The organism is Sphingomonas sp. 28-62-11, assembly GCF_002278865.1.
Taxonomy (GTDB): Bacteria; Pseudomonadota; Alphaproteobacteria; order Sphingomonadales; family Sphingomonadaceae; genus Sphingomonas.
On record NZ_NCGB01000006.1, the window covers coordinates 13,218 to 36,800 of the forward strand.

Annotated in this window: 21 protein-coding genes; 11 read left to right on the forward strand and 10 right to left on the reverse strand. The window is 61.1% G+C overall.

Annotated elements, in window-relative coordinates; genetic code table 11:
- Positions 1-35: 35 nt before the first annotated feature.
- Entirely contained in the window at positions 36-500 is a 465-nt protein-coding gene (locus B7Y49_RS02830; RefSeq protein ID WP_374126052.1) for a YkgB family protein, read from the forward strand.
- A 5-nt stretch (positions 501-505) separates the two neighbouring features.
- Here the strand turns inward: B7Y49_RS02830 and B7Y49_RS02835 are convergent, their stop codons facing one another.
- The 6 genes from B7Y49_RS02835 to parE form a co-directional block, all read right to left on the reverse strand.
- Positions 506-1,729 (reverse strand): hypothetical protein, encoded by a 1,224-nt coding sequence (locus B7Y49_RS02835; protein ID WP_374126053.1) that lies wholly within the window; start codon positions 1,727-1,729, stop codon positions 506-508.
- A gap of 50 nt (positions 1,730-1,779) precedes the next feature.
- On the reverse strand, positions 1,780-3,036 hold the full coding sequence (locus B7Y49_RS02840) for a hypothetical protein (protein ID WP_374126054.1): 1,257 nt from the start codon (positions 3,034-3,036) through the stop codon (positions 1,780-1,782).
- A gap of 50 nt (positions 3,037-3,086) precedes the next feature.
- Positions 3,087-4,358 carry a hypothetical protein gene (locus B7Y49_RS02845; RefSeq protein WP_374126055.1) on the reverse strand — a complete coding sequence of 424 codons (1,272 nt, stop codon included), beginning with the start codon at positions 4,356-4,358 and terminating at the stop codon, positions 3,087-3,089.
- Between the two features lie 165 nt (positions 4,359-4,523).
- Positions 4,524-5,750 carry a hypothetical protein gene (locus B7Y49_RS02850; RefSeq protein ID WP_374126056.1) on the reverse strand — a complete coding sequence of 409 codons (1,227 nt, stop codon included), beginning with the start codon at positions 5,748-5,750 and terminating at the stop codon, positions 4,524-4,526.
- A 136-nt stretch (positions 5,751-5,886) separates the two neighbouring features.
- Complete coding sequence (locus B7Y49_RS02855; protein WP_374126057.1) at positions 5,887-7,236, reverse strand: serine hydrolase; 1,350 nt, start codon at positions 7,234-7,236, stop codon at positions 5,887-5,889.
- A gap of 69 nt (positions 7,237-7,305) precedes the next feature.
- Positions 7,306-9,288, reverse strand: coding sequence for a DNA topoisomerase IV subunit B (gene parE / locus B7Y49_RS02860; protein ID WP_374126058.1), 1,983 nt, complete (start codon positions 9,286-9,288; stop codon positions 7,306-7,308).
- Between the two features lie 161 nt (positions 9,289-9,449).
- Here parE and B7Y49_RS02865 point away from each other — a divergent pair, with 161 nt between their 5' ends.
- Positions 9,450-10,283: an outer membrane protein gene (locus tag B7Y49_RS02865; RefSeq protein WP_374126059.1), complete on the forward strand. Its 834-nt coding sequence runs from the start codon at positions 9,450-9,452 to the stop codon at positions 10,281-10,283.
- A gap of 146 nt (positions 10,284-10,429) precedes the next feature.
- On the opposite strand, the gene B7Y49_RS02870 is transcribed toward B7Y49_RS02865, so the two are convergent.
- Positions 10,430-11,122: a GcrA family cell cycle regulator gene (locus B7Y49_RS02870; protein ID WP_374126060.1), complete on the reverse strand. Its 693-nt coding sequence runs from the start codon at positions 11,120-11,122 to the stop codon at positions 10,430-10,432.
- A gap of 63 nt (positions 11,123-11,185) precedes the next feature.
- Here B7Y49_RS02870 and B7Y49_RS02875 point away from each other — a divergent pair, with 63 nt between their 5' ends.
- The 9 genes from B7Y49_RS02875 (at position 11,186) to queE (ending at position 21,470) form a co-directional block, all read left to right on the forward strand.
- Entirely contained in the window at positions 11,186-12,037 is an 852-nt protein-coding gene (locus B7Y49_RS02875) for an ABC transporter permease (RefSeq protein WP_374126061.1), read from the forward strand.
- 85 nt (positions 12,038-12,122) lie between these two features.
- Positions 12,123-13,178, forward strand: a complete 1,056-nt coding sequence (locus tag B7Y49_RS02880; protein ID WP_374126062.1) for an efflux RND transporter periplasmic adaptor subunit — start codon at positions 12,123-12,125, stop codon at positions 13,176-13,178.
- Entirely contained in the window at positions 13,175-16,264 is a 3,090-nt protein-coding gene (locus B7Y49_RS02885; protein ID WP_374126063.1) for an efflux RND transporter permease subunit, read from the forward strand. The genes B7Y49_RS02880 and B7Y49_RS02885 overlap by 4 nt, the downstream gene beginning before the upstream one ends.
- A gap of 55 nt (positions 16,265-16,319) precedes the next feature.
- Complete coding sequence (locus B7Y49_RS02890) at positions 16,320-17,516, forward strand: aspartate aminotransferase family protein (protein ID WP_374126064.1); 1,197 nt, start codon at positions 16,320-16,322, stop codon at positions 17,514-17,516.
- Positions 17,513-18,433, forward strand: a complete 921-nt coding sequence (gene argF, locus B7Y49_RS02895) for an ornithine carbamoyltransferase (protein ID WP_374126065.1) — start codon at positions 17,513-17,515, stop codon at positions 18,431-18,433. Before B7Y49_RS02890 ends, argF begins: the two co-directional genes overlap by 4 nt.
- Positions 18,434-18,548: 115 nt before the next feature.
- Positions 18,549-19,460, forward strand: a complete 912-nt coding sequence (locus B7Y49_RS02900; protein WP_374126066.1) for an Hsp33 family molecular chaperone HslO — start codon at positions 18,549-18,551, stop codon at positions 19,458-19,460.
- Between the two features lie 95 nt (positions 19,461-19,555).
- Positions 19,556-19,993, forward strand: a complete 438-nt coding sequence (locus B7Y49_RS02905) for a DUF3617 domain-containing protein (protein ID WP_374126067.1) — start codon at positions 19,556-19,558, stop codon at positions 19,991-19,993.
- A gap of 158 nt (positions 19,994-20,151) precedes the next feature.
- Positions 20,152-20,841 carry a 7-cyano-7-deazaguanine synthase gene (gene queC / locus B7Y49_RS02910; protein WP_374126068.1) on the forward strand — a complete coding sequence of 230 codons (690 nt, stop codon included), beginning with the start codon at positions 20,152-20,154 and terminating at the stop codon, positions 20,839-20,841.
- A complete protein-coding gene (queE, locus tag B7Y49_RS02915) occupies positions 20,838-21,470 on the forward strand; it encodes a 7-carboxy-7-deazaguanine synthase (protein ID WP_374126069.1) in 633 nt (210 codons plus the stop codon). The genes queC and queE overlap by 4 nt, the downstream gene beginning before the upstream one ends.
- A gap of 22 nt (positions 21,471-21,492) precedes the next feature.
- Here queE and B7Y49_RS02920 read toward each other — a convergent pair whose 3' ends face one another.
- The 3 genes from B7Y49_RS02920 to lipB form a co-directional block, all read right to left on the reverse strand.
- Positions 21,493-22,149 (reverse strand): hypothetical protein, encoded by a 657-nt coding sequence (locus B7Y49_RS02920; RefSeq protein ID WP_374126070.1) that lies wholly within the window; start codon positions 22,147-22,149, stop codon positions 21,493-21,495.
- Between the two features lie 308 nt (positions 22,150-22,457).
- A complete protein-coding gene (locus tag B7Y49_RS02925) occupies positions 22,458-22,676 on the reverse strand; it encodes a hypothetical protein (protein ID WP_374126071.1) in 219 nt (72 codons plus the stop codon).
- A 124-nt stretch (positions 22,677-22,800) separates the two neighbouring features.
- Entirely contained in the window at positions 22,801-23,457 is a 657-nt protein-coding gene (gene lipB / locus B7Y49_RS02930; protein ID WP_374126072.1) for a lipoyl(octanoyl) transferase LipB, read from the reverse strand.
- Between the last annotated feature and the right edge of the window lie 126 nt (positions 23,458-23,583).

Genomic DNA, 23,583 nt, shown 5'->3' on the forward strand with positions numbered 1-23,583 from the left:
GGGGTGCAATCCATTCGTGCCAAAGGGGCCTTTTCATGACCAACCGTTTACCCGTTCCCAGTGATGCCACCGCCACCGCCATGCTGCGCTGGGCGCTCGTTCTGATCTTCTTTTTCTTCGGGATCGCGAAGTTTGCGACCTATGAAGCAGAAGGCGTTGCGAAGATTGCGAGCCAGTATCCGCTCTTTGCGTGGATGTACCCCATCTGGGGGGTGCAGGGTGCCAGCAACGTTATCGGTTCGATCGAACTCGCGACCGGCGCAGCACTTGCAATCGGCGCATGGTCGGCCCGCGCCAGCCTGCTCGGCGGTCTGATGGGCATGTGTACCTTCCTGATCACGCTCAGCTTCCTGCTCGGCGCGCCGATCTGGGAGCCCGGCTATGGCGCGCCGTTCATCGGCGGCATCGCGCAGTTTCTGCTGAAGGATGCCGGATTGTTCGCCGCCTGTTTCGCGATTGCAGTCGCTTCCGCGCGCAAGGCTGGCCTTACGCGCGGCTAGGGCGATCAGCTCCCAGTCTTAGCGGCGACCGGCAATGGCGACAGATCAAGGAACTCGATTCGCGGTTCAATGCTACGCTGGCGAATGCGCGATCCGGTGATATCGGTGTAGCGCGACGTGTAGGTGTAGCGTTCTACCCGGAACACACCCGGGTCGCTCGGGTCCAGGGCGATTGGTGCGTAGCGCCGACCCTCAATCGATGCGAGAATCGGCTTCACCCAGGGGTTGCTGTCCGAGTACTTCTTGCTTTCGCGCATAACCGCCGCATCGGTTACTTTGCCGTCCGGGGCTACCCAAAAACCCACATCGACCCATTGATCATCGACATTGTGAACTGGAAGTCGACCGAGTGCCGAACTGAACCCATTGTCGATGTTCAGATTGGTGGTCCGGGGACTTCCGGCAAGATCGATTTTGGGCGCGTACAGCAGGGTTGGTGTCAGGTTCGGTGCCTGCGCCTGATAGCTTGCAATCAGCGCATCAACGACGCTGCTGTCACCGCTTCGAAACGCAAGGCGGGCTTTGAGAACGCGTGCTGCGCCGGCGAAAGCAATCAGGTCGGGATCGGCATTGTTCGCAAGCCCATCCAGCGCCCGTTTTGCACTGTATCGATACGTCGCGGGATCCGATTCGGCGAGGAAGGTGTACATCGCGGCGATCCGTAACAGAGCATGGCCCTCGACCTTGGGCAGACCTAGCTCATTTGCACGACGTGCCACGGCCCGATACTGCTTCTCAGCCTCGCTTATCCTGCCGAAGCGGGCATAGGTGTCGCCCAATTCAACGCGCGCGCCGAGCACGCGGGGATGATCATCTGGCAGGCCGGCCTTCAGCGCGCTTACCGTATCGAGTGCACCCATGAACTGGGCCTCGCCTTCGCCAAGATGTGCCGCCACGCGCGAATTGGCGCGGAGCAGATTGGCGACTTCGACAGGGTAGGTCTTGCTGAACTGCTTGTTGCGCGAGCGGGACGCGAGCAGCGTGCGCCGGGCATTGAGATAATCGCCGGCCACGAACTGGTTTTCTGCATGGCGCAGCGTGGCGGCAATGTCCTGGTCAGGGGCGCATTGGCGCTCGATGCAGTCGTTCAACCGCCGAGCTGAGTCGGCAAGGCTTTCGCCATAAACGATGATCGGAGCTTCCTTGGCGCCATCGGCGTTCGTCTGCCCTGACAGCGCGCTGCTAAGGAGAGGGGACGCCATGATGAGCAGAATTGCAGCCTTCAACATTTCACCATCTCCTTGTCGTCTTTGGGGCGGGGCAGCGTAACCTCTTCTTTTCAGGCAGGTCGTTGTTCGCGGGCGGGGACTGGTCCGTTTTCGGTGACAGTCTTGCCTGAGATGGGTGACAGATCGAGAAACTCGATTTGTGGCTGAACGCTGCGTTGGCGAATGCGTGTTCCGGTGATGCCCGTCCAGCGGGAAGTAAAGGTGTAGCGTTCGATCCTGAAGATGCCAGGATCGCTTGGGTCGAGGGCGATCCGCGCATAACGGCGCCCTTCGATCGATGCCAGAATCGGCGCTGCCCAAGGGTTTCTGTTCGAATATCTCCCGCTCTGACGCAGAATGGCCGCGTCGGTTACGCGCCCATCCGGCGCAACCCAGAACCCGACATCAATCCATTGATCGTCGAAATTCCGCGTTGCCAGCCGACCAAGGGCCGAGCTGAATCCAAAATCGATGTTCAGGTTATTCGTTCTGGCGCTTTGGAAGCTGTCGAGACGGGGCGCATAGAGCAATGTTGGCGTTAATTCAGGTGCCTGCGCTTGATACCGGGCGATCAGCGCGTCAACAACGCTGCTGTCTCCATTGCGAAAGGCGATACGGGCCTTCAGCACGCGGGCGGCATCTGCAAACAGCGCTAAATTCGGGTTGTCACTGCTGACCAACGTATCGAGTGCGCGCTTGGCCGAGTAGCGATAGGAAGCAGGGTCCTCCTCAGCGAGCAAGGTATACATGGCGGCAATACGAAGCAGCGCATGTCCTTCGATCTTGGACAGCCCCAGTTCCCGCGCGCGGCGGGCGACGTCACGATAGGTGCTTTCGGCTGCGGTAAATCTGTTGAACCGGGCATAGGCATCGCCTAGTTCAACGCGCGCGCCGAGAACGCGGGGATGATCGTCTGGCAGCCCGGCCTTCAGCGCGCTTACAGTATCAACCGCGCCCAAGAACTGTGCCTCGCCTTCGCCAAGATGGGCGGCAACGCGCGAATTGGCGCGCAGGAGATTCGCAACTTCGACAGGGTAGGTCTTGCTGAACTTTTTGTTGCGCGAGCGGGATGCGAGGAGTGTGCGGCGCGCATTGAGATAATCGCCGGCCACGAACTGATTTTCTGCGTGGCGTAGCGTCGCGGCGATGTCCTGGTCAGGAGCGCATTGGCGCTCGATGCAGCCGTTCAACCGCCGAGCTGAGTCGGCAAGGCTTTCGCCATAAACGATGATCGGAGCTTCCTTGCCGCCATCGGTGTTAGTCTGCCCTGGCAGCGCGCTGCTAAGGAGAGGGGACGCCATGATGAGCAGAATTGCAGACTTCAGCATTTCACCATCTCCTTGTCGTCTTTAGGGCGGGGCAGCGTAACCTTTTCTCTTCAGGCAGGTCGTTGTTCGCGGGCGGGGACTGGTCCGTTTTCGGTAGCGGGCTTGCCCGCAACAGGAGAGAGATCGAGCATCTCGATCCTTGGTTGGTTGCCGCGCACGCGAATGTTCGATCCTGTTCGCGTGGTCCACTGCGACGTGTAAGTATAGCGTTCGATCCGGAAGATACCGGGGTCATTTTCCTGCAGCGAGATGGGCGCGTATCGGCGCCCATTTATCGAAGCCAGAACGGGGCTGATCCAGTGCTTCGACAACCGCTCGCTTTCGCGCATGATGGCGGCATCGTGGACCTTGCCGTCCGCGCCTACCCAAAAGCCGATATCGACCCACTGATCATCAAAGTTATTGACGGCCAATTGCTGAACGGCACTGTTGGTGCCGAATAGGGGATTTTCGACCCCGCTTACCCCCAGATTAACCCCATCGCGAACGCTGGGGTTGGTTGCGATATTGGGGGTAAACAACAATGTCGGTGTCGCTTGTGCGGACTGTAGCTGGAAGCTGGAGATCAATGCGTCGACGGCATTGCGGTCGCCACTCCGGAAATCGCTTCGCGCCTTGATCACACGGCCAGCATTGGCGAACACCGTCAGGCCGGGATTGCCATTGGTGATAAGCGTTTCGACGGCGCGCTTTGCCGCGAGCCGGTATGTGCCGGGATCGCCTTCGGCGAGTGCCGTATACATCGCTGCCAACCGCAACAGTCCATAGCCTTCGATCGTCGCAAGGCCGAGCTCCTTGCCGCGCCGGGCAACAGCACGATATTCCATGTCAGCCGCCTCGATGCGGCCGTTGCGGGCGAGCGAATCTGCGAGTTCCACCCGCGCGCCCAGCACCCGGGGATGATCATCAGGCAAGCCTGATTTCAGGGCGCTGAGAACATCCAGCGTTCCAAGCCGTGCAGCTTCGCCCTCGCCCAGATGCTCAGCCACCCGGGCATTGGCGCGCAGCAAATTGGCGACCTGGATCGGATATTCCCTGCTGAACCGCTGATTGCGCCGGCGTGACGCCAGCAGGGTGCGCCGGGCTTTGACATAATCTCCGGCAATGAACAGGTTCTCAGCATGGCGCAGTGTGGCGGCAATGTCCTTGTCGGTCGGGCATTTGCTCCGGATGCATGCTTGCAGATCGCGATCGGAGTCTTTCAGACTCTCGCCATAAACGATGATCGGCGGTTCCTTGGCGCTATCGGTGTTGAGTTGCACAGGTGGCGCGCTGCTCAGGAAGGGCGATGCCATGATCAGCAGCAGTGCAGACTTCAACATCGAACCATCTCCTCGCTGTGACCGCGTTTTCGCCTCAATCCTAGTTACTATCGACGCTAAGTGTCTATTAGATTTCGAGTATGTGTCGAATTGATACCCAGTGACAAGGACCGAAAAGATGCAAATCGGTGCTCTATTGCGTCGTCTGGTTCGGCGTGCGCCCGTTCAACGCCCCTTGCCCGGCTTCGCGGCATCCGGTGACAGATCAAGCATCTCGATCTGGGCTTCGGGTTCGCGCACGCGGATGCGCGATCCGGTGTTGGTCGTCCACCGCGAGGTATAGGTGTAACGTTCGATGCGGAAGACGCCCGGATCGCCCTGTTCAAGCGCGATCGGCGCATAGCGGCGACCGTTGATCGCGGCGATGATGGGCGGCGTCCATCGGCCATTGAATTTCTCGCTGGCCCGCAAGATGCCAGCGTCGGTTACCTTGCCTTCGGGCGATACCCAGAAACCGATATCGACCCATTGGCCCTCGAAATTCTGGACCGCGAGCTTGCTAAGCGCTGAATTGGTGCCGAACGACGTATCGACACCACCCCGGCCGCTCGAAAAACGTTCGATTGGTGGGGCATAAAGCAGGGTTGGTGTCTTGTCGGGCGACTGCGCCTGGTAGCTCGCGATCAGCGTATCGACGGCGCGGGGATCGCCATTCTTGAAATCCAGCCGCGCCTTGATCACCCGACCGGCATTGACGAAAATGGCGAGTTTTGGATCATTGTTGTTGATCAATGCCTCCAGCGCGCGCTTCGCGGCCAGGCGATAGGTACCGCGATCGGTCTCCGCCAACGTGGCATACATCGCTGCTATACGCAGCAGCCCATATCCCTCGATCGTTGGCAGGCCGAGTTCCTTGCCGCGCCGTGCGACGGCGCGATATTCCTGCTCGGCGCCCTCAATCCGCCCGAACCGGGCCAGCATATCGGCAACTTCGATCCGCGCGCCAAGCACGCGAGGGTGATCATCCGGCAGGCCCGCCTTCAGCGCGCTCAGCGCATCAAGCGCACCGATGCGATAGGCTTCCCCTTCCCCCAAATGCGCAGCAATGCGCGAATTTGCCCGCAGCAAATTGGCCACTTCGACCGGGAAGGTTTTGCTGAACCGCTGATTGCGCCCACGCGATTGCAGCAGGGTGCGCCGCGCGCTCTGGTAATCGCCGGCAACGAACTGGTTCTCGGCATGGCGGAGCGTGGCGGCAATATCCTTGTCAGGCGGACATTTGTTGACGATGCAGTCCTGCAACCGCCGTGCGGAATCAGCCAAGCTCTCGCCAAAAACAACGATTGGGGCGGCGTTTTCGGCTTCAGTAGTCGCCTTGGTCCGTGCGGCGTCCTGCCCTTCGGCTGGCGGGGCGGGCGACATCGCCAACAGGGCAAGGGCGATCTGCAGCATTCAACTACCTTTCAGAATTAGCACAAATAAATATCACTGATTGCAGGTGGGCGAAAGGTGTCGCCCCTGCCGATCGCGTATCGAAGTGTTGCCCGAACAGGCGCTGAACGCGCTGTGCGGCGATGCCGTTTCAGCTTTATGGCGCTGGCAAGGCCAGTTCGGCGGCCTTGCTGATCAACCCGGCGAACCGGCCCTGCCCAACGTCCTGAGCCGGATCGTTCCAGCTTCCCACCACGGCATACCACTCACCATTTCTGGCCTGGAGGAGTAGCGCCATCGTCATCACGCCGGGTTCGGAGCCGCCTTTGTAGCCGACAAATTGCCATTTCGACGCAACCATCGGCGGAATACCGCTGTTCTTTGACAGGATGGTGCGAGCATCGGCCCCCTTGGGGCCTTCGGTGTTTCGGCGCACCCAATCCATCACGCGGACCAGATCATTTGCGCTTTCGAACCATTCGAGTCGATCGATCAGGATTGGCTTTCCGTCCTTGAACAGGGCCGGGTCCATGGCGGAAAATGGCGTTGCAGCGATTTCGCTATCGAGCATGGCGCGCCGTCCTGCCTCGTTCAGCGACAGATATCGTGCGGCGAGCGCGCCTTTGCCGACGCCCTTCAGCTTGAAAAATTCAGCCGTGCCCAGAAAAGGGCGGTTGCGTGCGGGATTCTTAATCCCGATGACCGGCATCATCGCCTCGACCTTTTTGCGACCGAGTGCCGTGAGCAGAATGTCCGTCGCGCTGTTGTCGCTAATGGAGATCATTTGCGTCGCAAGCTCACGCAGCGTCACCGTCGTGCCCGCCGGTTTTTGGGTATACCCGCCGCCGGGCAGCTCCTTGCCGTCGAGCGTGATCACATCATCCCATTTGCGCTCGCCTGCATTGGTGGCGCGGATCAGTTCGGACAGGATGACCAGCTTGAACGCAGAACCAATCGCCAACGGGGTATCGCCATTATGCTGGAAAACCGGCTGCGGTGCCTTGTCGCCCAGTTTGGCAAGTACGAACCCCGTCTGACCGGGCAGGCTCTTGATGGTCGTCACGACCGCATCGAGCGTGCTTTCACGCACGGTGCTGCCAAGGATGCGAAGGCCGATCACTTGGTGCGGTGCGGCTTGATCGACGGTGATGCCGATTGTCGCAATCACATCGCGATACTGCATCGTCACCAGGCCTGACCATGCCGTCCGTGCCTCGAACCCCTCGATACCGATCAAAGGCCCGTTTGCGGCCAGCAATTGGGCATTGACTTGATCAAAGGTCGCCTTGGGAATCTGCGCACGAAAAGCGGCGGCGAAATAGGCGTCATAATCACCTTTGCCCGATAGAATATCAGTAAGCCCATCGACGCGCGTGCGCAGTTCTGGAGCTGCTTCGATCGGGGTTGGGGAGGGTGCGGTAGGCGAGGGCGGTGGGGGTGCGGATGTTTGGGCTATGGCCTGCGATGAAAAGGCAATCGCCGCCATCAAAGTCATCATGTAACGCATGAAAAACCCTCCCCGGTGTTGATCACACCCTATACCGATCGCCCGGGCGTTCAACGTGCGCGATCATGATCACGCGTCGATCGCGTCTTCATCGACCCGAGCTGCGTTTTCCTGGATGAAAGCAAAACGGTGGGCGGGGTTGTTGCCCATCAGCCGGTCGACCAGATCCTTCACGCCTGCGCGCTCCTCATACTCCTGGGGCAGGGTGATGCGGATCATCTGGCGGGTTTTAGGGTCCATGGTCGTTTCGCGCAGCTGCATCGGGTTCATCTCGCCGAGGCCCTTGAAGCGCGAAACATCGACATTCTTGCCCTTGAACGGCCCGGCCTCGATTTCGGCGCGGTGCGCATCGTCCATCGCATAGAGTGACTTGGCACCCACCGTCAGCCGGTAGAGCGGCGGCTGAGCGAGATACAAATGCCCGCGGCGAACCAGTTCCGGCATCTCCTGAAAAAAGAACGTCATCAGCAGGGTCGCGATATGCGCGCCGTCGACATCGGCGTCGGTCATGATGACGATGCGTTCGTAGCGCAGATTATCGGGCACGCAGTCCTTGCGAGTGCCGCAGCCTAGCGCCTGGATCAGATCGGCGATCTCCGAATTCGCGCCGATTTTGGCAGCGGTGGCGGATGCGACGTTCAATATCTTGCCACGGATCGGCAGGATCGCCTGGGTCTTTCGATCACGCGCCTGCTTGGCCGAGCCGCCCGCGCTGTCGCCCTCAACGATGAAGATTTCGGTGCCTTTGGGATCGTCGGATGAGCAGTCAGTCAACTTGCCAGGGAGTCTGAGCTTTCGGGCCGACGTTGCTGTCTTGCGCTTCACCTCGCGCTCGGCCTTGCGGGCGAGCCGTTCTTCCATGCGCTCGATCACATAGGAAAGCAGCGCCTTGCCGCGTTCGGTATTATTGCTCAGGAAATGGTCGAAATGGTCGCGCACCGCCTTTTCCACCAGGATCGCGGCATCTGGTGAGGTGAGGCGGTCCTTGGTCTGGCTCTGGAATTGCGGTTCGCGGATGAACACGCTCAGCATCAGCTCGCTGCCGGTCATGATATCCTCGGCGGTGATCTCCTTGGCCTTTTTCTGGCCGACCAGTTCACCATATCCGCGAATGCCCTTGACGAGCGCGGCGCGTAACCCGGCCTCATGCGTGCCGCCATCGGGCGTGGGGATGGTGTTGCAATACCAGCTATAGCTGCCGTCGCTCCATAACGGCCAAGATACTGCCCATTCGACGCGGCCTTGCTGTTCGCCCGGAAAATTCTGGGTGCCCGCGAAGAAATCGGCGGTCGCGCATTCACGGGTGGCGATTTGTTCGCGCAAGTGATCAGCCAGCCCGCCGGGAAACTGGAACACCGCCTCGACCGGGGTCTCATCAGTGATCAATTCGGCGGCGCATTTCCAACGAATTTCTACGCCCGCAAACAGATAGGCCTTGGATCGTGCCAGCTTGTGCAGCCGCGCAGGCTTGAAATGCAGTTCGGGGCCAAAAATCTGCTCGTCGGGAACAAAGCTGACGGAAGTGCCGCGCCGATTGGGTGCCGATCCGACATGCTCGAGCGGCCCCATCGTGATCCCACGCGAAAAGCGCTGGCGATAGAGTTCCTTATTGCGCGCGACCTCAACAACGGTATCCGACGACAGCGCGTTGACGACACTGACGCCCACACCGTGCAGGCCGCCGCTGGTTGCATAGGCCTTGCCATCGAACTTGCCGCCTGAATGGAGCGTGGAGAGGATCACCTCAAGCGCGCTTTTGTCCGGAAATTTGGGGTGTGGGTCGACGGGGATGCCGCGGCCATTGTCGATAATCGTCAGCCGATTGCCCGGCTCCAGACTGATTTCGATTCGCGTCGCATGCCCCGCGACCGCTTCGTCCATGGCATTGTCGAGCACCTCGGCGGCGAGGTGGTGAAGCGCTCGCTCATCGGTGCCGCCGACATACATGCCGGGACGGCGACGGACTGGCTCGAGCCCTTCCAGCACTTCAATCGAGGAGGCGTTGTAATCAGTGGAATTTTTTGGCGCATTGGCGAACAGATCATCGGACATCGCGTGGCTATACCGCCGGAGACGATCAGGTGGAAGCGATCCAGAGCCGATTTACAGTGTGACCTGTTTGCAACAGTCGGGCAGATTTGTTACGGCTGATGCATACAAATGCTGCTTTATTCGTCATTAGCCACGTCATCCTAACGCATGGAGCCCCCATTATGCGCCTTAATACCCTTCTCGCCCTTTCGACCGGCCTTGCTGCCCTTGCTTTTGCAGCGCCTGCCGCTGCGCAGTCTGACGACGCACCGTTCAACGGCCTGTATGTCGGTGCGACGCTTGGCTTCGATATTCAGCCGAACGATGTTGGTGAATCGATTTCGTTCGATCGCAACCTGGATGGTCGCTTCGGTGACACGCTGACCACCACCACTGGCGTCAACGCTTTCTCGACCGGTTTCTGCAATGGCCAGGCACGCGCTGCGACCCAGACGCCGCTGGGTTGCCGCAACGATCGTGACTCGGTCAGCTATTCGGGTCGCATCGGTTATGACCGTCAGTATGGCCATGTCGTCATCGGCGTCGTCGGTGAATTTGGTGATAGCCAGATCCGTGACTCGGTCGCCGCGTTCAGCATCACGCCCGCCCAGTATACGATGAACCGCGAGATCAATTTCACCGCTGGCCTGCGCGTCCGTGGTGGTTATGCCATGAACAACACGCTGTTTTACGCAACCGGCGGCGGTGCTTATGCGCGCGTGAACAACTATTTCCGCACCTCCAACACCGTCAACGGCTTTGCCAGCAACGGCGACAGCAACGCCTATGGCTTCTCGGCCGGCGGTGGCGTTGAGCAGAAGGTGTCGAAGAATGTTTCGATCGGCCTGGAATATCTTTTCACGCGCCTGCAGGACGATGATTATCGCGTCCGCGTCTCGGGTGGTCCTGCAACCAGCCCGTTCACGCTCGGCGGCGCCGGCGGCACGGACTTCCGTCGTTCGTACGAAAAGTTCCGTTACAGCTCGCTGCGCGCGACGGTGGCGTATCGCTTCTGATCCCATCAAGGCTAACGCCTTGATGTCGTGAAAAAGGGCGTCGGTGACATCTCGTCACCGGCGCCCTTTTCGTTGTGATGACATGAAAAAACGGGGCGCGTGATGAACGCGCCCCGCTCTATTTGCAGATCAACTTCGGTGTTGGTTCAGCGAACCCGCGGGCCGCCAAAAGGCAATGGCGGCGGCGGACGGCGATCGCGACGGGGCAGTTGCGCCTGATAGGCATGGCCGCAATGGGCGATGCAATAAGGGAAACCTGGGTTCACCTTTTCACCGCAAAAATGGAAATCGGGCTCACCGGGATGGCCAAGCGGCCATTTGCATATGCGGTCGTTCAGATCGAGCAGCGTCGTCTTACCTGCCATATCGGCCGACGGCCGGGCAGGGACGAGGCGACGGGGCGGGGCCGGCGTAATCGGTGCCTGCTGTTCACCCGGTGCCTGGCGCAGAAAGCCGCCGGGGCCAACCGAGCGCATGATGACAGCCGGGGCCTTTTCAACGACGTGCACGTCCGCATCAACATCAATTACCGGATCGATCTCAACGACTTCTTCGACAGGGGCTGCGGCAACAGGCGCGGGGCGTGGTGCCGGGGGCGCTTTGGGCGTTGCCATCACCTCAGGGTTTGGCGCTACCGGTTTTGCTGCGACGACCGCCGCTTTTGTCTCGGGATCATTGGCCTTCACCGGTGACGGGCGGGCCTGAAGACCCAGCCGGTGCGCCTTGCCGATCACGGCGTTGCGACTGACCCCGCCGAGCGATTCAGCGATCTGGCTCGCGGTCAGCCCCTTTTCCCACATAGTTTTCAGCGTATCGATCCGCTCGTCGGTCCAGCTCATTCATAGTCCTTCGTTCAGTTGGCGGGTTGCGAGCAGCAGCGGCAGCGATTACGCGCCAATGCCATGAGCACCCAGCCCCCTTCCGGCGAAATGCCGTCGGCGATTGCGAACGCCCCCGGCGTTCCGACGATTCGGAACGTCAATTGGGGCGGTCTGAGAACGCTCTATATCAAGGAGGTGCGGCGCTTCTTCAAGGTGCAGCTGCAAACGGTTTGGGCGCCGGCTATCACGACCTTGCTGTTTCTGGTGATTTTCACCGTCGCGACGGGCGGCAAACGCCCCGTCAATGTCGGCGGCGTCGATGTGCCCTTTGCTGATTTCCTTGCCCCCGGGCTGATCGTAATGGGCATGTTGCAGAACAGTTTCGCCAATTCGAGCTTTTCGCTGCTGGTCGGCAAGATACAGGGGACGATCGTCGATTATCTGATGCCGCCGCTGTCGACGGGCGAATTGCTCGCGGCAATGGTGGGCGGTGCGGTAACGCGGGCGTTCTGCGTTGGTGGGGCGGTTTTCCTGGCGATGCAGTTCTGGCCCGGCGTTCGCCTGTTCCCGCAACACCCTTTTGCGATTCTGTGGTTTGGTCTGCTCGGGTCGGTATTCCTCGCATTTGTCGGTATATTGACGTCGATGTGGGCGGAAAAGTTCGATCACGCCGCCGCCGTCCAGAACTTCCTGATCGCGCCACTGACGTTACTGTCGGGCACCTTCTACTCGATCGACAAGCTGGCGCCGGCGTTTCAGGCGTTCAGCTATTTCAACCCCTTCTTCTACATCATCTCCGGGTTCCGCTATGGCTTCCTGCTGAACGCCGACTCCAACGTTTTGATGGGCGGAATCGTGATATTGGTGATCGATATCGTGATGGGGTTCATCTGCTACCGGCTGCTCCGTTCGGGATGGAAACTGAAGAATTGAGCCGTTTTCCGCCTTGATCGCGCCCAAGAAAAACTAGGTTTCAAATCGATACTTATGTCGCTATGCTTCCGGAACAACTGGGGAGATGGCGATGCGTTGGGGTGGCATGATGGGGGTGTTGGCGGGGTTTTCCCTGCTCGCGGGCTGCACCAAGGCCGAACCCAAACAAGAACCTGCCGCTGTGCCCCCCGCCGTTCGGATCGCCAGCGTCGGCGCTGAACAACAGGCCGCCACGATTCGCGGTGTCGGTACCGTCTCGCTCCGGCGCGAAGCATCGCTTGGCTTTACCAGCGCCGGTCGGATCGCGCGACTGAACGTCAACGAAGGTGACAGCGTTCGCCCCGGCCAAGTGCTCGCCGCGCTCGACACAACGACGGTCGCTGCGGACCTTGCAAGAGCGCGCGCCGAACGCGAGCGGGCCGCCGCCGAATTCCGTCGCAGTTCCAATCTGATGGCGCAGGGCTGGATCACCCGGCCACGGCTCGAAAATGCCCAGGCTTCGCTGCAGGCAGCCGATGCGAGCGTGAGCGCTGCACGGTTCCAGGCCACCAATGCGACGATCGTATCGCCAGGCGGCGGCATCGTGCTCGCGCGGCTTGCCGAGCCGGGCCAGGTCGTGGCGGCGGGTACCCCGGTGCTCGTTATCGGCGAGGCTGCCAGCGGCTATGTGCTGCGCGTGCCCCTGTCGGATCGCGATGCTGCGCGGCTGGTCGAGGGGGTACCTGCTCAAGTGACGCTCGCGGCGCTTGGCAACCAGCCCATCACCGGGCGAGTCATCGAAATTGCCGGGCGTGGTGACCGGGCAACCGGCACCTTTACCGTCGAGATTGCGCTGCCGGCCGATGCGCGGCTCCGCTCAGGCCAGATCGGGGAGGCGCTCATCACGGCTTCCACGAAAACCGTTACGGCGCTGACGGTGCCGGCAACGGCGATCTTCGCGGCTCGTGCGGGCGAGGGTTTCGTCTATGTCGTTGACCGCGCGAACCGCCGTATTCGGTTGCGCCGGATAACGATCGCCGATGCAACCGATGGTGGCATCGAAGTGACCGGCGGATTGAGCCGAGGCGAGCTGATCGCGACATCGCGGGTCGACCGGCTGAAAGATGGTCAGGTGATCGCGCCGATCGGCGTAGCGCGATGAACCTCACCGCCTTTGCCGTCCATCGCTGGCAGGTGACGCTGCTGGTATTCCTGCTGCTGGCGACTCTTGGCGCATCGGCGTTTCTGTCGATCCCCCGCTCGGTCGATCCGCATTTCCCGATTTCGGCGACGGTGGTGACGGTGATCCTGCCCGGTGCCGATGCCGCCGATGTCGAGGAGACGATCGCCAAGCCGCTTGAGGACGTGCTCCAGGGCCTCGATCACGTCCGCGAGATCCGCTCGACCAGCACCGATGGCGCGGCGGTGATCACGGTCGATTTCGAACATGGCACCGATGCCGAACAGTCGCTCGATCGGGTGGTCCGCGAAGTAAATGCGGTGCGCGATCAGTTGCCACAGGGCATTCAGCGCATCGCCTTTCGCCGCCCCCGCACGACCGAGGCAGGAGTCCTTCAACTCGCGCTCGTCAGCGATAACGCCAATTGGCTGCGCATGGCCAAATATGCCGATGATCTGCGCGATCGGTTGAACGTGGTGCCCGGTGTGCGATCGACGACAATCGATGCGCTCGCCCGGCCCGAAGTCCGCGTCGCGATCGACGCTGGTCGCCTTGCTGAGGCGCGGCTGCCGGCATCAGCGGTGGCGAATGCGATCACCCAGGGCGGGATCGATCTCCCCGCAGGCGCGGTCAGCGGATCGGGACGGCGGTTCAACATCGATGCGGGCGGCGCCTATCGCAGCGTCGACGCAGTGCGCAACGTGACGGTGCGCGCAGGCGATGGCCGCCTGGTGCGCGTCGGCGATGTCGCGACGGTCGGCTGGGCAGAGGCCGAGCAGCTGCACATCGCCCGGTTCAACGGCAAGCGTGCGCTGTTCGTGACGGTGCGCCAAAAGGATGAGGTTGACGCCGGCACCTTGCGCGATGCGCTGGTCAGTGCCGTTGCCGCTTACCGCACCGATTTGCCGCCTGACATCAAGCTCGAAGTCGCGTTCGATCAGAGCCGCGACATCGCGGTCAAACTCGCGCAGCTCGCGCGGGATTTCGCGATTGCGCTGGGGCTGGTGCTGATCACTATCTTCCCGCTCGGCTTCCGACCCTCGCTGATCGTGATGGTCTCGATCCCCTTGAGCCTCGCGATGGGCGTGCTGCTGCTCTATTTGTTTGGCTATTCGCTCAACCAGATCAGCATCTCGGGCTTTATCATTTCGCTGGGGTTGCTGGTCGACGATTCGATCGTGGTGACCGAGAATATCGAGCGCCATATTCGTGACGGCGATCCACCGATCACCGCCGCCGTCAATGGCACACGGGAAATTGGTGCGGCGGTGATGGGCGCAACCGGCGTGCTTTTGTTCGCCTTTCTGCCGCTGACGTTCCTGCCTGAAGGCGCCGGCGACTTCGTGCGCGGGTTGCCGATGGCGGTAATCCTTACCGTGGCGAGTTCGCTGGTAGTTTCGCTGACGATCATCCCGTTCATCGCGAGCCGGATGCTCAAACCGCACGGCGCAGAGGGCAACGCGCTGCTCCGCACCATCATGGGCGGCATTCATACTTTTTATTCGCCGATCCTCCATACCGCGCTCGATCGGCCCCGGATCTGGTTCTGGAGCGCGCTGATCCTGTGCATCGGCGCGTTCGGGCTGGTGCCGGTGCTCGGCTTCAGCCTGTTTCCGTCGGCGGAGACGCCCTATTTTCTGGCGCGCGTGGAAACACCGGAAGGCAGCAGCATCGCCCAGACCGACAAGGCCGTGCGTGACGTCTCCGCGATCATCGCGAAAGAAGGCGCGGTGGTGAACCGGATGGACAATGCCGGGCGCGGCAATCCGCAGATTTTCTACAACATTTTCCCGCGTGAAGAGCGCGCCCGTTACGGCGACATCTTCGTCACGATGAAGGAATGGGATCCGCGCGTCAGCCCGGGCATGTTGCGGCGCTTGCGGGAGCGGCTGGCGGCTTTTCCTGATGCCCGCGTGACCGTCGTCAATTTCGAAAATGGCCCGCCGGTCGAAGCGCCGATTGCGGTGCGCGTGCGCGGGCCTGAGCTCGATGTGCTGAAGAAGTTGTCGGACCGCGTGATCGCCGAAATGGAAAAGGTGCCAGGGCTGCGCGATATCGACAGCCCGGTCGCGTATGACCGGGTCGATATCGATCTGGGGCTGGATGAGGCCAAGGCCGGGCTGCTGGGGGTCGCGCCGGGCGAAGCGCGCCGCGCCGTGCGCCTCGCGATCAGCGGCGAACAGGCAAGCCGCCTCCGTGATGAGGAGGGCGATACCTGGCCCGTCACCGTCCGTTTGCCCCTGCCGGGCAACCAGCCGGTGTCGGCACTCGGTCAGGTCTATGTGCCGACCACCGCTGGGGGCAGCATTCCGTTGCTCGAGATCGCTACGCCTACGCTCAAAAGCGTTGCCCCCCAGATCACCCGCTTCAAGCTGCAACGCACGGTAACGATCACCGCCTATAATCAACCCGGCGAGCTGACGTCGAAGCTGACCACGGTGGTGCAAAAACAACTCAAGAACATTGATCTGCCCAAGGGCTACAGCATCAGCCTGGGCGGCGAAGCCGAGGCGGCGGCGCGTAACTTCTCCGGGCTGGGGCCGATCATCCTGCTCGCGACCTTCGGGATTATCGGCGTGCTCGTGCTCGAGTTCGGCCGATTCAAGGAAACCGCGGTGGTCGCGGGCGTGGTCCCGCTCGGCACGTTCGGCGGGCTGATCGCGCTGTTGGTAACAGGCAATTCACTGTCGTTTCTGGCGATCATCGGCTTCGTCGCGCTGATCGGCATCGAGATCAAGAACTCGATCCTGCTCGTCGATTTCACGACGCAGCTGCGCGAACGCGGGATGGGCCTGCGTGAAGCGATCGAGAGAGCGGGCGAGATCCGCTTCCTCCCGGTGCTGCTCACCTCGGTGACTGCGATCGGCGGGCTGCTGCCGCTCGCGCTCGGCGGATCGGCGCTCTATTCGCCGCTGGCGTGGGTGATCATCGGTGGGCTGATCAGCTCGACCTTCCTCAGCCGGATCATCACCCCCGTGATGTACCTGCTGGCGGTGCGCGGCGATGAGAAACGCGCGGTCGATGCCCGTGATGCCACAGATGTTGCGCTCCACCCGGACAGACCGTAAAAGTCCGCTTCAGGCGGCCGGCTTGGGTCGCCTTTTTGCGTTAGGGAGCCTTGCCATGCCGATTACCCCGCTCATGCCCGTTTACCCGCGGTGCGATGTGCGTCCGGTGCGCGGTGAAGGTTGCTACCTGATCGGAGAGCACGGTGAGCGCTATCTCGATTTTGCCAGCGGTATCGCCGTCAACGCGCTCGGCCATGGCCATCCCAAGCTGGTCAAGGCGATTGCCGATCAGGCAGCAACGCTGATGCACGTCTCCAACCTCTACGGATCGCCGCAGGGGGAGAGGTTCGCGCAGCGGCTGGTCGATAACAGCTTTGCCGATACCGTGTTTTTCACCAATTCCGGCGCTGAGGCGGTCGAGTGCGCGATCAAGACTGCGCGCCGTTACCACTACGCCAATGGCAACCCGCAGCGGCACAAGCTGATCACTTTCAACAACGCCTTTCATGGCCGCACGATGGGCACGATCAGTGCCACCAATCAGGCCAAGATGCGCGACGGGTTCGAGCCATTGCTGCCCGGCTTCGGCTATGCGCCCTTCAACGATCTGGAAGCGGCGCTTGCATTGATCGATGACGAGACGGCGGGTTTCCTGGTCGAGACGATCCAGGGCGAAGGCGGCGTGTCAGCCGGCACCGAGGCGTTCATCCAGGGCCTGCGCAAGGCGTGCGACGAGCACGGCCTGCTGCTGGTGCTTGACGAGGTGCAGTGCGGATACGGTCGCACCGGCAAGATGTGGGCCTATGAGCATTACGGCATCACCCCTGATATCCTGGCATCGGCCAAGGGCATTGGCGGCGGTTTCCCGCTCGGCGCCTGTCTTGCGACCGAGGAAGCCGCCAAGGGCATGGTGTTCGGCACCCATGGCTCAACCTATGGCGGCAATCCGCTCGGCATGGCGGCGGGCGAGGCGATCCTCGACGTGATGCTCGAACCCGGTTTCCTCGATCATGTTACCGCGATGGGCGAACGACTCCGTCAGGCGCTTGAGCAGATGATCCCCAATCACGACCATATTTTTGACAGCGTTCGCGGGCGCGGGCTGATGGCCGGGCTGAAACTGAAGGACAGCGCCGTTGCGCGCGATTTCGTTGGCTATCTGCGCGATCATCACGGGCTTTTGACAGTCGCAGCGGGCGAAAATGTCGTCCGCATCCTGCCGCCGCTGATCATCGAGCAGCATCACATCGACGAGTTCGTCCAGAAGATGAGCGATGCCGCGCGGGCCTATGCCCCGGCCGTGGCGGCGTGACCCGCCACTTCCTCAATCTCTCGGACGCCGGGGCCGACGCGATCGCCGCGATGCTGGCCGACGCGCTCGATCGCAAAAATGCGCGGGCGGGGTGGCCAAAGGGCAAGGTGGATGCCGATGCACCGCTTGCCGGGCGCGTCCTGGCGATGATCTTCGAGAAGAACTCCACCCGCACCCGGGTGTCGTTCGACATGGCGATCCGCCAGCTGGGCGGCACCAGCATCGTCATGGACGCCGGATCAATGCAGCTTGGCCGGGGGGAGAGCATCGCCGATACCGCCCGCGTCCTGTCTGGCTATGTCGATGCGATCATGATCCGCACGGATGATCATGCCAAGGTGGTCGAGATGGCGCAGTACGCCAGCATGCCGGTTATCAACGGGCTCACCGATGCATCGCACCCCTGCCAGATCATAGCCGATCTGCTGACGATCATCGATAGCGGGCGTGCGCTGCCGGGGCTGAAGGTTGCGTGGTTGGGCGATGGCAATAATGTGCTCGCGTCAATCGCCGAGGCCGCCGGACTGATGCATTTCGATGTCGTCGCCGCGTGCCCGCAAGGGTTCCAGCCGAGCGACGAGGATCTGGCGCTCGGCAAGGGGCGCGCGCGCTGCGTCGCCTCGCCGCACGAAGCGGTCGAGGGGGCCGACGTGATCGTCACCGACACATGGATTTCGATGGGGCAGGCGCATGCCGACACCAAGCTCGATGCGATGATGCCCTATCAGGTGACGCCCGCGCTGATGGCATCCGCGCGGCCCGATGCGGTGTTCCTGCACTGCCTGCCGGCACATCGCGGCGAGGAAGTGACGGCAGACGTGATCGACGGCCCGCAATCGCTGATCTGGGCAGAGGCCGAAAACCGGCTGCACGCGCAGAAATCGATCCTGCGCTGGTGCTTCGGGCAGATCGGTTGATCTTGCGACGATCATTTCCCATCTTCGTCATGCCAGCGCAGGCTGGCATCTCATCCCACCAAGCGCGCCAATGCCGCACGAGACCCCAGCTAACGCTGGGGTGACGGAGTTTTTGATGAATACCGACCAGGATATCGACACCGATCGCGCGCTTGGCTTCACCATTCCCGATCGCCACGCGCGTGGGCGCATCGTTCGCCTTGGTCCGGTGCTCGATACGATCCTGGAGGCACATGCCTATCCGCCCGCCATTGAGGCACTGTTGGCCGAAGCGCTGACGCTGACGGCGCTGGTGGGATCGACCTTGAAGGATGTCGGCGGCCAACTGACGATGCAAACGCAGACCGAAAACGGCGTTATCCGGTTGCTGGTATGCGATTTCCGCGGCGGCGAGCTGCGCGGCTATATCGATTTCGATGCTGACAAGCTGGCGGATCAGCCCGAACTACCGAGCCTGTTCGCGCTGTTCGGTGCTGGCTATCTGACGATGACCTTCGATCATGCAGGAACCGGTGAGCGCTATCAGGGCATTGTGCCGCTCGACGGGGACACGCTGGCCGCCGCAGTAGAGAGCTATTTCGTCCAGTCGGAACAGATTCCGACGTTGGTCAAAATCGGCTTTACCAAAGGCGCCAATGGCAAGCACCGCGCCGGCGGCCTGTTCCTGCAACATTTGCCCGAAGGCGAGGTTGGCCGCGATCGCATTCACACCCGGCTCGATCATCCGGAATGGGAGCATGTTGCGGTGCTGGGCGGCACAATGGCGGTCGATGAGCTTACCGATGCCACGCTGCCGCTCGAAACGTTGATTTGGCGACTGTTCAACGAAGAGAGCGAAGTCCGCATCCTGCCCGATGTATTGCTATCGAAGGGCTGTCGTTGTTCGGTTGATTATATCGCGCAAGTTATCGGAAAATTTCCGATCGAGGAACAACGCGATATGGCCGATGAAAATGGCGTTATCACCGTCGATTGCGCGTTCTGTTCAACCAAGTTTCCCCTACAAGTGGGGATAACGACCCCTTAGTTGTTGTTGCATCCTGGCCCTGTTCCCCGCAGATGTTTGCTGGGGGCACCAAGGGCGAATCGTTTTGCGATCGCAGGTGGCGAGGGACAGAACAGATGCGGAAAGGTTACTGGATGCGCTCGCTGGCGGCGGGCATTGCCCTTTGTACAGGCGCGGCCGTCGCGAACAGCCCGGCTGCGTTGCCAGTTGCGGGGGCCATTGGTCAGATCGAGCCTGGCCAATGGCAGTTGCGCGAAGCCGGATCGGCCGCACCGCCCCGGCTGATCTGCGTTGCCAATCCTGATCGCTTGATTCAAATCGAGCATGCGGGCCTGACGTGTGCGCGAACGCTGCTGAGCGATCAGCCGCGAACCGCGACAATCAGCTATAGCTGCCCCGGCGCTGGGCATGGGCGGACGATGATCCGCATCGAGACGCGAAACAGTTTTCACCTCGAAACTCAGGGTATCGCGGGGGGCGCGCCGTTCGACATGGCATTCGAGGCCAAGCGCATGGGGGATTGTGCCGCTGCATCGCTGAAAGCCGGGCGTTAAGCTGGGGTATAGATTTGGCTGTTATACCGATTAGGTGCTGATGGCACGCTTTCTCCCTGAGGGTTTGAAGCCCCACTGGGCCGCCTTAACCAGGCGGCCCTTCTTTTGGTGATGATCGCTTGCAGCCATGGTGCATTGCGACTAGCGACCCGCCGATCATGACGAACACGCAGAAAATGGCCGTGGTGCTGCTGTCGGGCGGCCTCGATTCAATGGTTTCGGCTGCGCGCGCGCGTGAAGCCGGGTTTGGGTTGCTGGCACTGTCGGTGGATTACAATCAGCGCCACCGTGTTGAACTGGCCGCCGCAGGGCAGATTTCGCGGGCATTGGGGGCAGAGCGGCATATCGTGCTGCCGCTCGATCTGTCGGCCTTTGGCGGCTCGGCGCTGACGGCGGATATCGATGTGCCAAAACAGGGGGTGCGCCCCGGCATTCCGGTTACCTATGTACCTGCCCGCAACACGATTTTCCTCAGCCTTGCGCTCGGTTGGGCGGAGGCGGCGGGTGCCCATGATCTGTTCATCGGGGTGAACGCGCTCGATTATTCGGGCTATCCCGATTGCCGCCCCGAATTTATCGCCAGTTTCGAAGCAATGGCAGCACTTGCAACGCGCGACGGTGTGGAGGGACGCGGCTTTTCCATCCACGCCCCGCTACAACATATGACCAAGGCAGATATCGTGCGTGAGGCGGCACGGCTTGGCATTGACGCCGGCTTGAGCTGGTCCTGTTATGATCCCACGCCTGAGACGTTGCATTGCGGGCTGTGCGATAGCTGTCGATTGCGCCAGCGCGGGTTTGACGAAGCGGGGATCGCAGACCCGACTGCGTACGCCGCACGGCCATGAGCTATGCCGTCAAGGAAATGTTCCTGACGTTGCAGGGTGAAGGCGTGAATGCCGGGCGCCGGGCGGTTTTTGTGCGCTTTGCCGGGTGCAACCTGTGGTCAGGCCGCGAGGAGGACCGCGCGACCGCGGTATGCCGGTTCTGCGATACTGATTTTGTCGGCGTCGACGGGGCAGGGGGTGCGCGTTTTGCTGATGCGACCATGCTCGCCGCGGCGGTGGTAGGGCATTGGAATGGGCCTTCGACCGACCGGTTTGTGGTGTTGACCGGCGGCGAGCCGATGCTTCAGGTCGACGATGCTTTAGTTGATGCGCTGCACGGGGCCGGGTTCCGCATCGCCATCGAGACCAACGGCACATTGCCGGTGCATCGCGGCATCGACTGGGTCTGTGTCAGCCCCAAAGCGGGCAGTGAAGTCGTCCAGCAATCAGGCGATGAACTGAAACTTGTCTGGCCGCAGCCCGGCTCGGACATCGATTCAATCGAGCAATGGGCGTTCGATCACTTTCTGCTGCAACCGCTCGATAGCCCTGCGGCTGCACAAAATCAGGCGATCGCGATTCAGACCGTTCTCGCCCGACCGCGCTGGCGGCTATCGCTGCAAACGCACAAGCTGCTCGGGTTACGCTAGCGAGCCAACAAGGCCCCCTTGGTCAATAGGCTTGCGGGCACTTCTTAAAATCGAAGCGATCCTTTTTCCAGCACTCCGGGTCCATGCGCAATATGGGGATCGTGCGCAGATAGATGCGCGCGCCAAATGCTTGTTCGCCGCGGGCCACCAGGCTGTTGCGCAATTCGCGCAGCCGGTTTGCCGCCAAGGTACCCAATTCGCCACGCGGCGTGAAAATCGCATCACGGCCAACATTTGCGGCGGTCTGACAGAAATTATACTGCGCATAGACCGTGGTAAATCCGGAATAGATTCGGGTCTGATATTTGTCGAAGGCGCCGGTTGCTGCCTTGGCAGTCTTGTTCTTGCGCGCAAAATATTTGCCCAGCGTGTCGAACGATTTCGCAAGTTCGGCCTTATGATCGAGCAACACAGCATTATAATTGGGAATAGTCATCAGCATCGGTTCAAAATCACAGCCAAGCGCCGAAACGTTCAGCGCGGCGCGCAACGACCAGACCATGCTGGCGCGCAGTTCAGCCTCGGTAGCGCCGGGCAGTTCGACGAACATGCCGGGTTCGTCACCGCGCACTGGTTCGCCGCTATAATCGGGGCTCTTAATGAAAAACTGAGCTGCGGCTGGGCTTGCCGCCGTCATCCCCAGGGTCATTGCGAGCAATACCGCCAAACGCCACATCATCAATCTTCCTCGCCTGATACCCCCTGCGCTGCCCCTAATGGCTTTCCGCAGCGGCCCCAAATCATTTTGCAAACTCAATTTGTGCGTAACAACCCGTCGATCGGATAACCGGCCGATTCGCTGCGCTCTCTTCGCTCTACGGCTGGCAAGCGAAGGCCCGGTTAACAGCCCAGCGCTTCATTATGAGGACAGCGGCATCACGGTCAACACACGGTCAAAACAGGGCCGTTACACATAAAAAGGGCCGCCCGGCTGACCGGGCGGCCCTTTATGTGCCAGGCCACTCAAGGGCCGTGGCAATCGCCAAATTACTTGGCTTCGTTCGACATCATCGCGTCGTTCGACATCATGGCGTCGTTCGACATCATCGCATCGTTCGACATCATCGCGCCGTCGGTTGCGGTCATGTTGTCGGTTGCCATCGCATCGCCTTCGTTGGCGGTCATTTCGCTGACCATGGCGTTGTCGGTGGTCGTTTCGGTCTTCGGCGAGCAAGCCGAAATCATCAGCGCCGCGCCGGCGATCATCGAACCGGCAACGACTTTGGAAATGAGTGCACGCATTTGAAGCTCCCTAAATTAGTGGATTTGGCTGGCGTTGCGCCGTTAATACCCAAACCGTAGTGGACATTAGTCTGATATGGTTCGACCCTCAAGCCTCGTTTTCCTGCGGTAAAGAAAGTCTTTTCAGGAAATGGGGAAATTCAAGCGCCAGCGCAGCGTCCAGTGCCGCGAAATCTGCGGTCACGCCAAGCTTTTTTATGCTCGTTACCCCGTAATCGGGCAAGCCGCACGGCACGATTCCGCCGAAATTCGCTAGGTCTGGCATTACGTTAACGGCAAAGCCATGCAACGTCACCCAACGTTTCACCCGCACGCCGATCGCACCTATTTTGGCTTCAGCGGCACCATCCAATGTCCAGATGCCGACACGACCAGGTGCCGTAAAGGCGGCAATGCCCAGTCGCCCCAGCGTCGCGACGACCCATTGTTCGATCGCATGGACAAAGCAGCGGACGTCGCGGCCGCGTTGGTTGAGATCGAGCATCACATAACCGATCCGCTGGCCGGGCCCGTGATAGGTATAGCGGCCGCCACGGCCCGTGGTGTGGACCGGAAAGCGCGCATCGATCAGTTCGGCAGGATCGGCGCTGGTACCGGCGGTGTAGATTGGCGGATGCTCCAGCAGCCAGACGAGTTCGCGGGCGTCCCCGGCCGCAATGGCTGCGGCGCGGTCGGCCATTATCCCGGCAGCGATTGCATAGTCGATAAGCCCGGGCTCGATCCGCCATTCCACATCGTCGATCATGCTCGCTTCCTGCGGCAGGCGGGCAGGCGGCGCAAGATCGGCAGTTCGATGATGATGATAAGAACGTGTCGAGCAATCATTGGCAAGGGACCGAGCAATCGGTTACGATAAGGTGATATCGAGCCA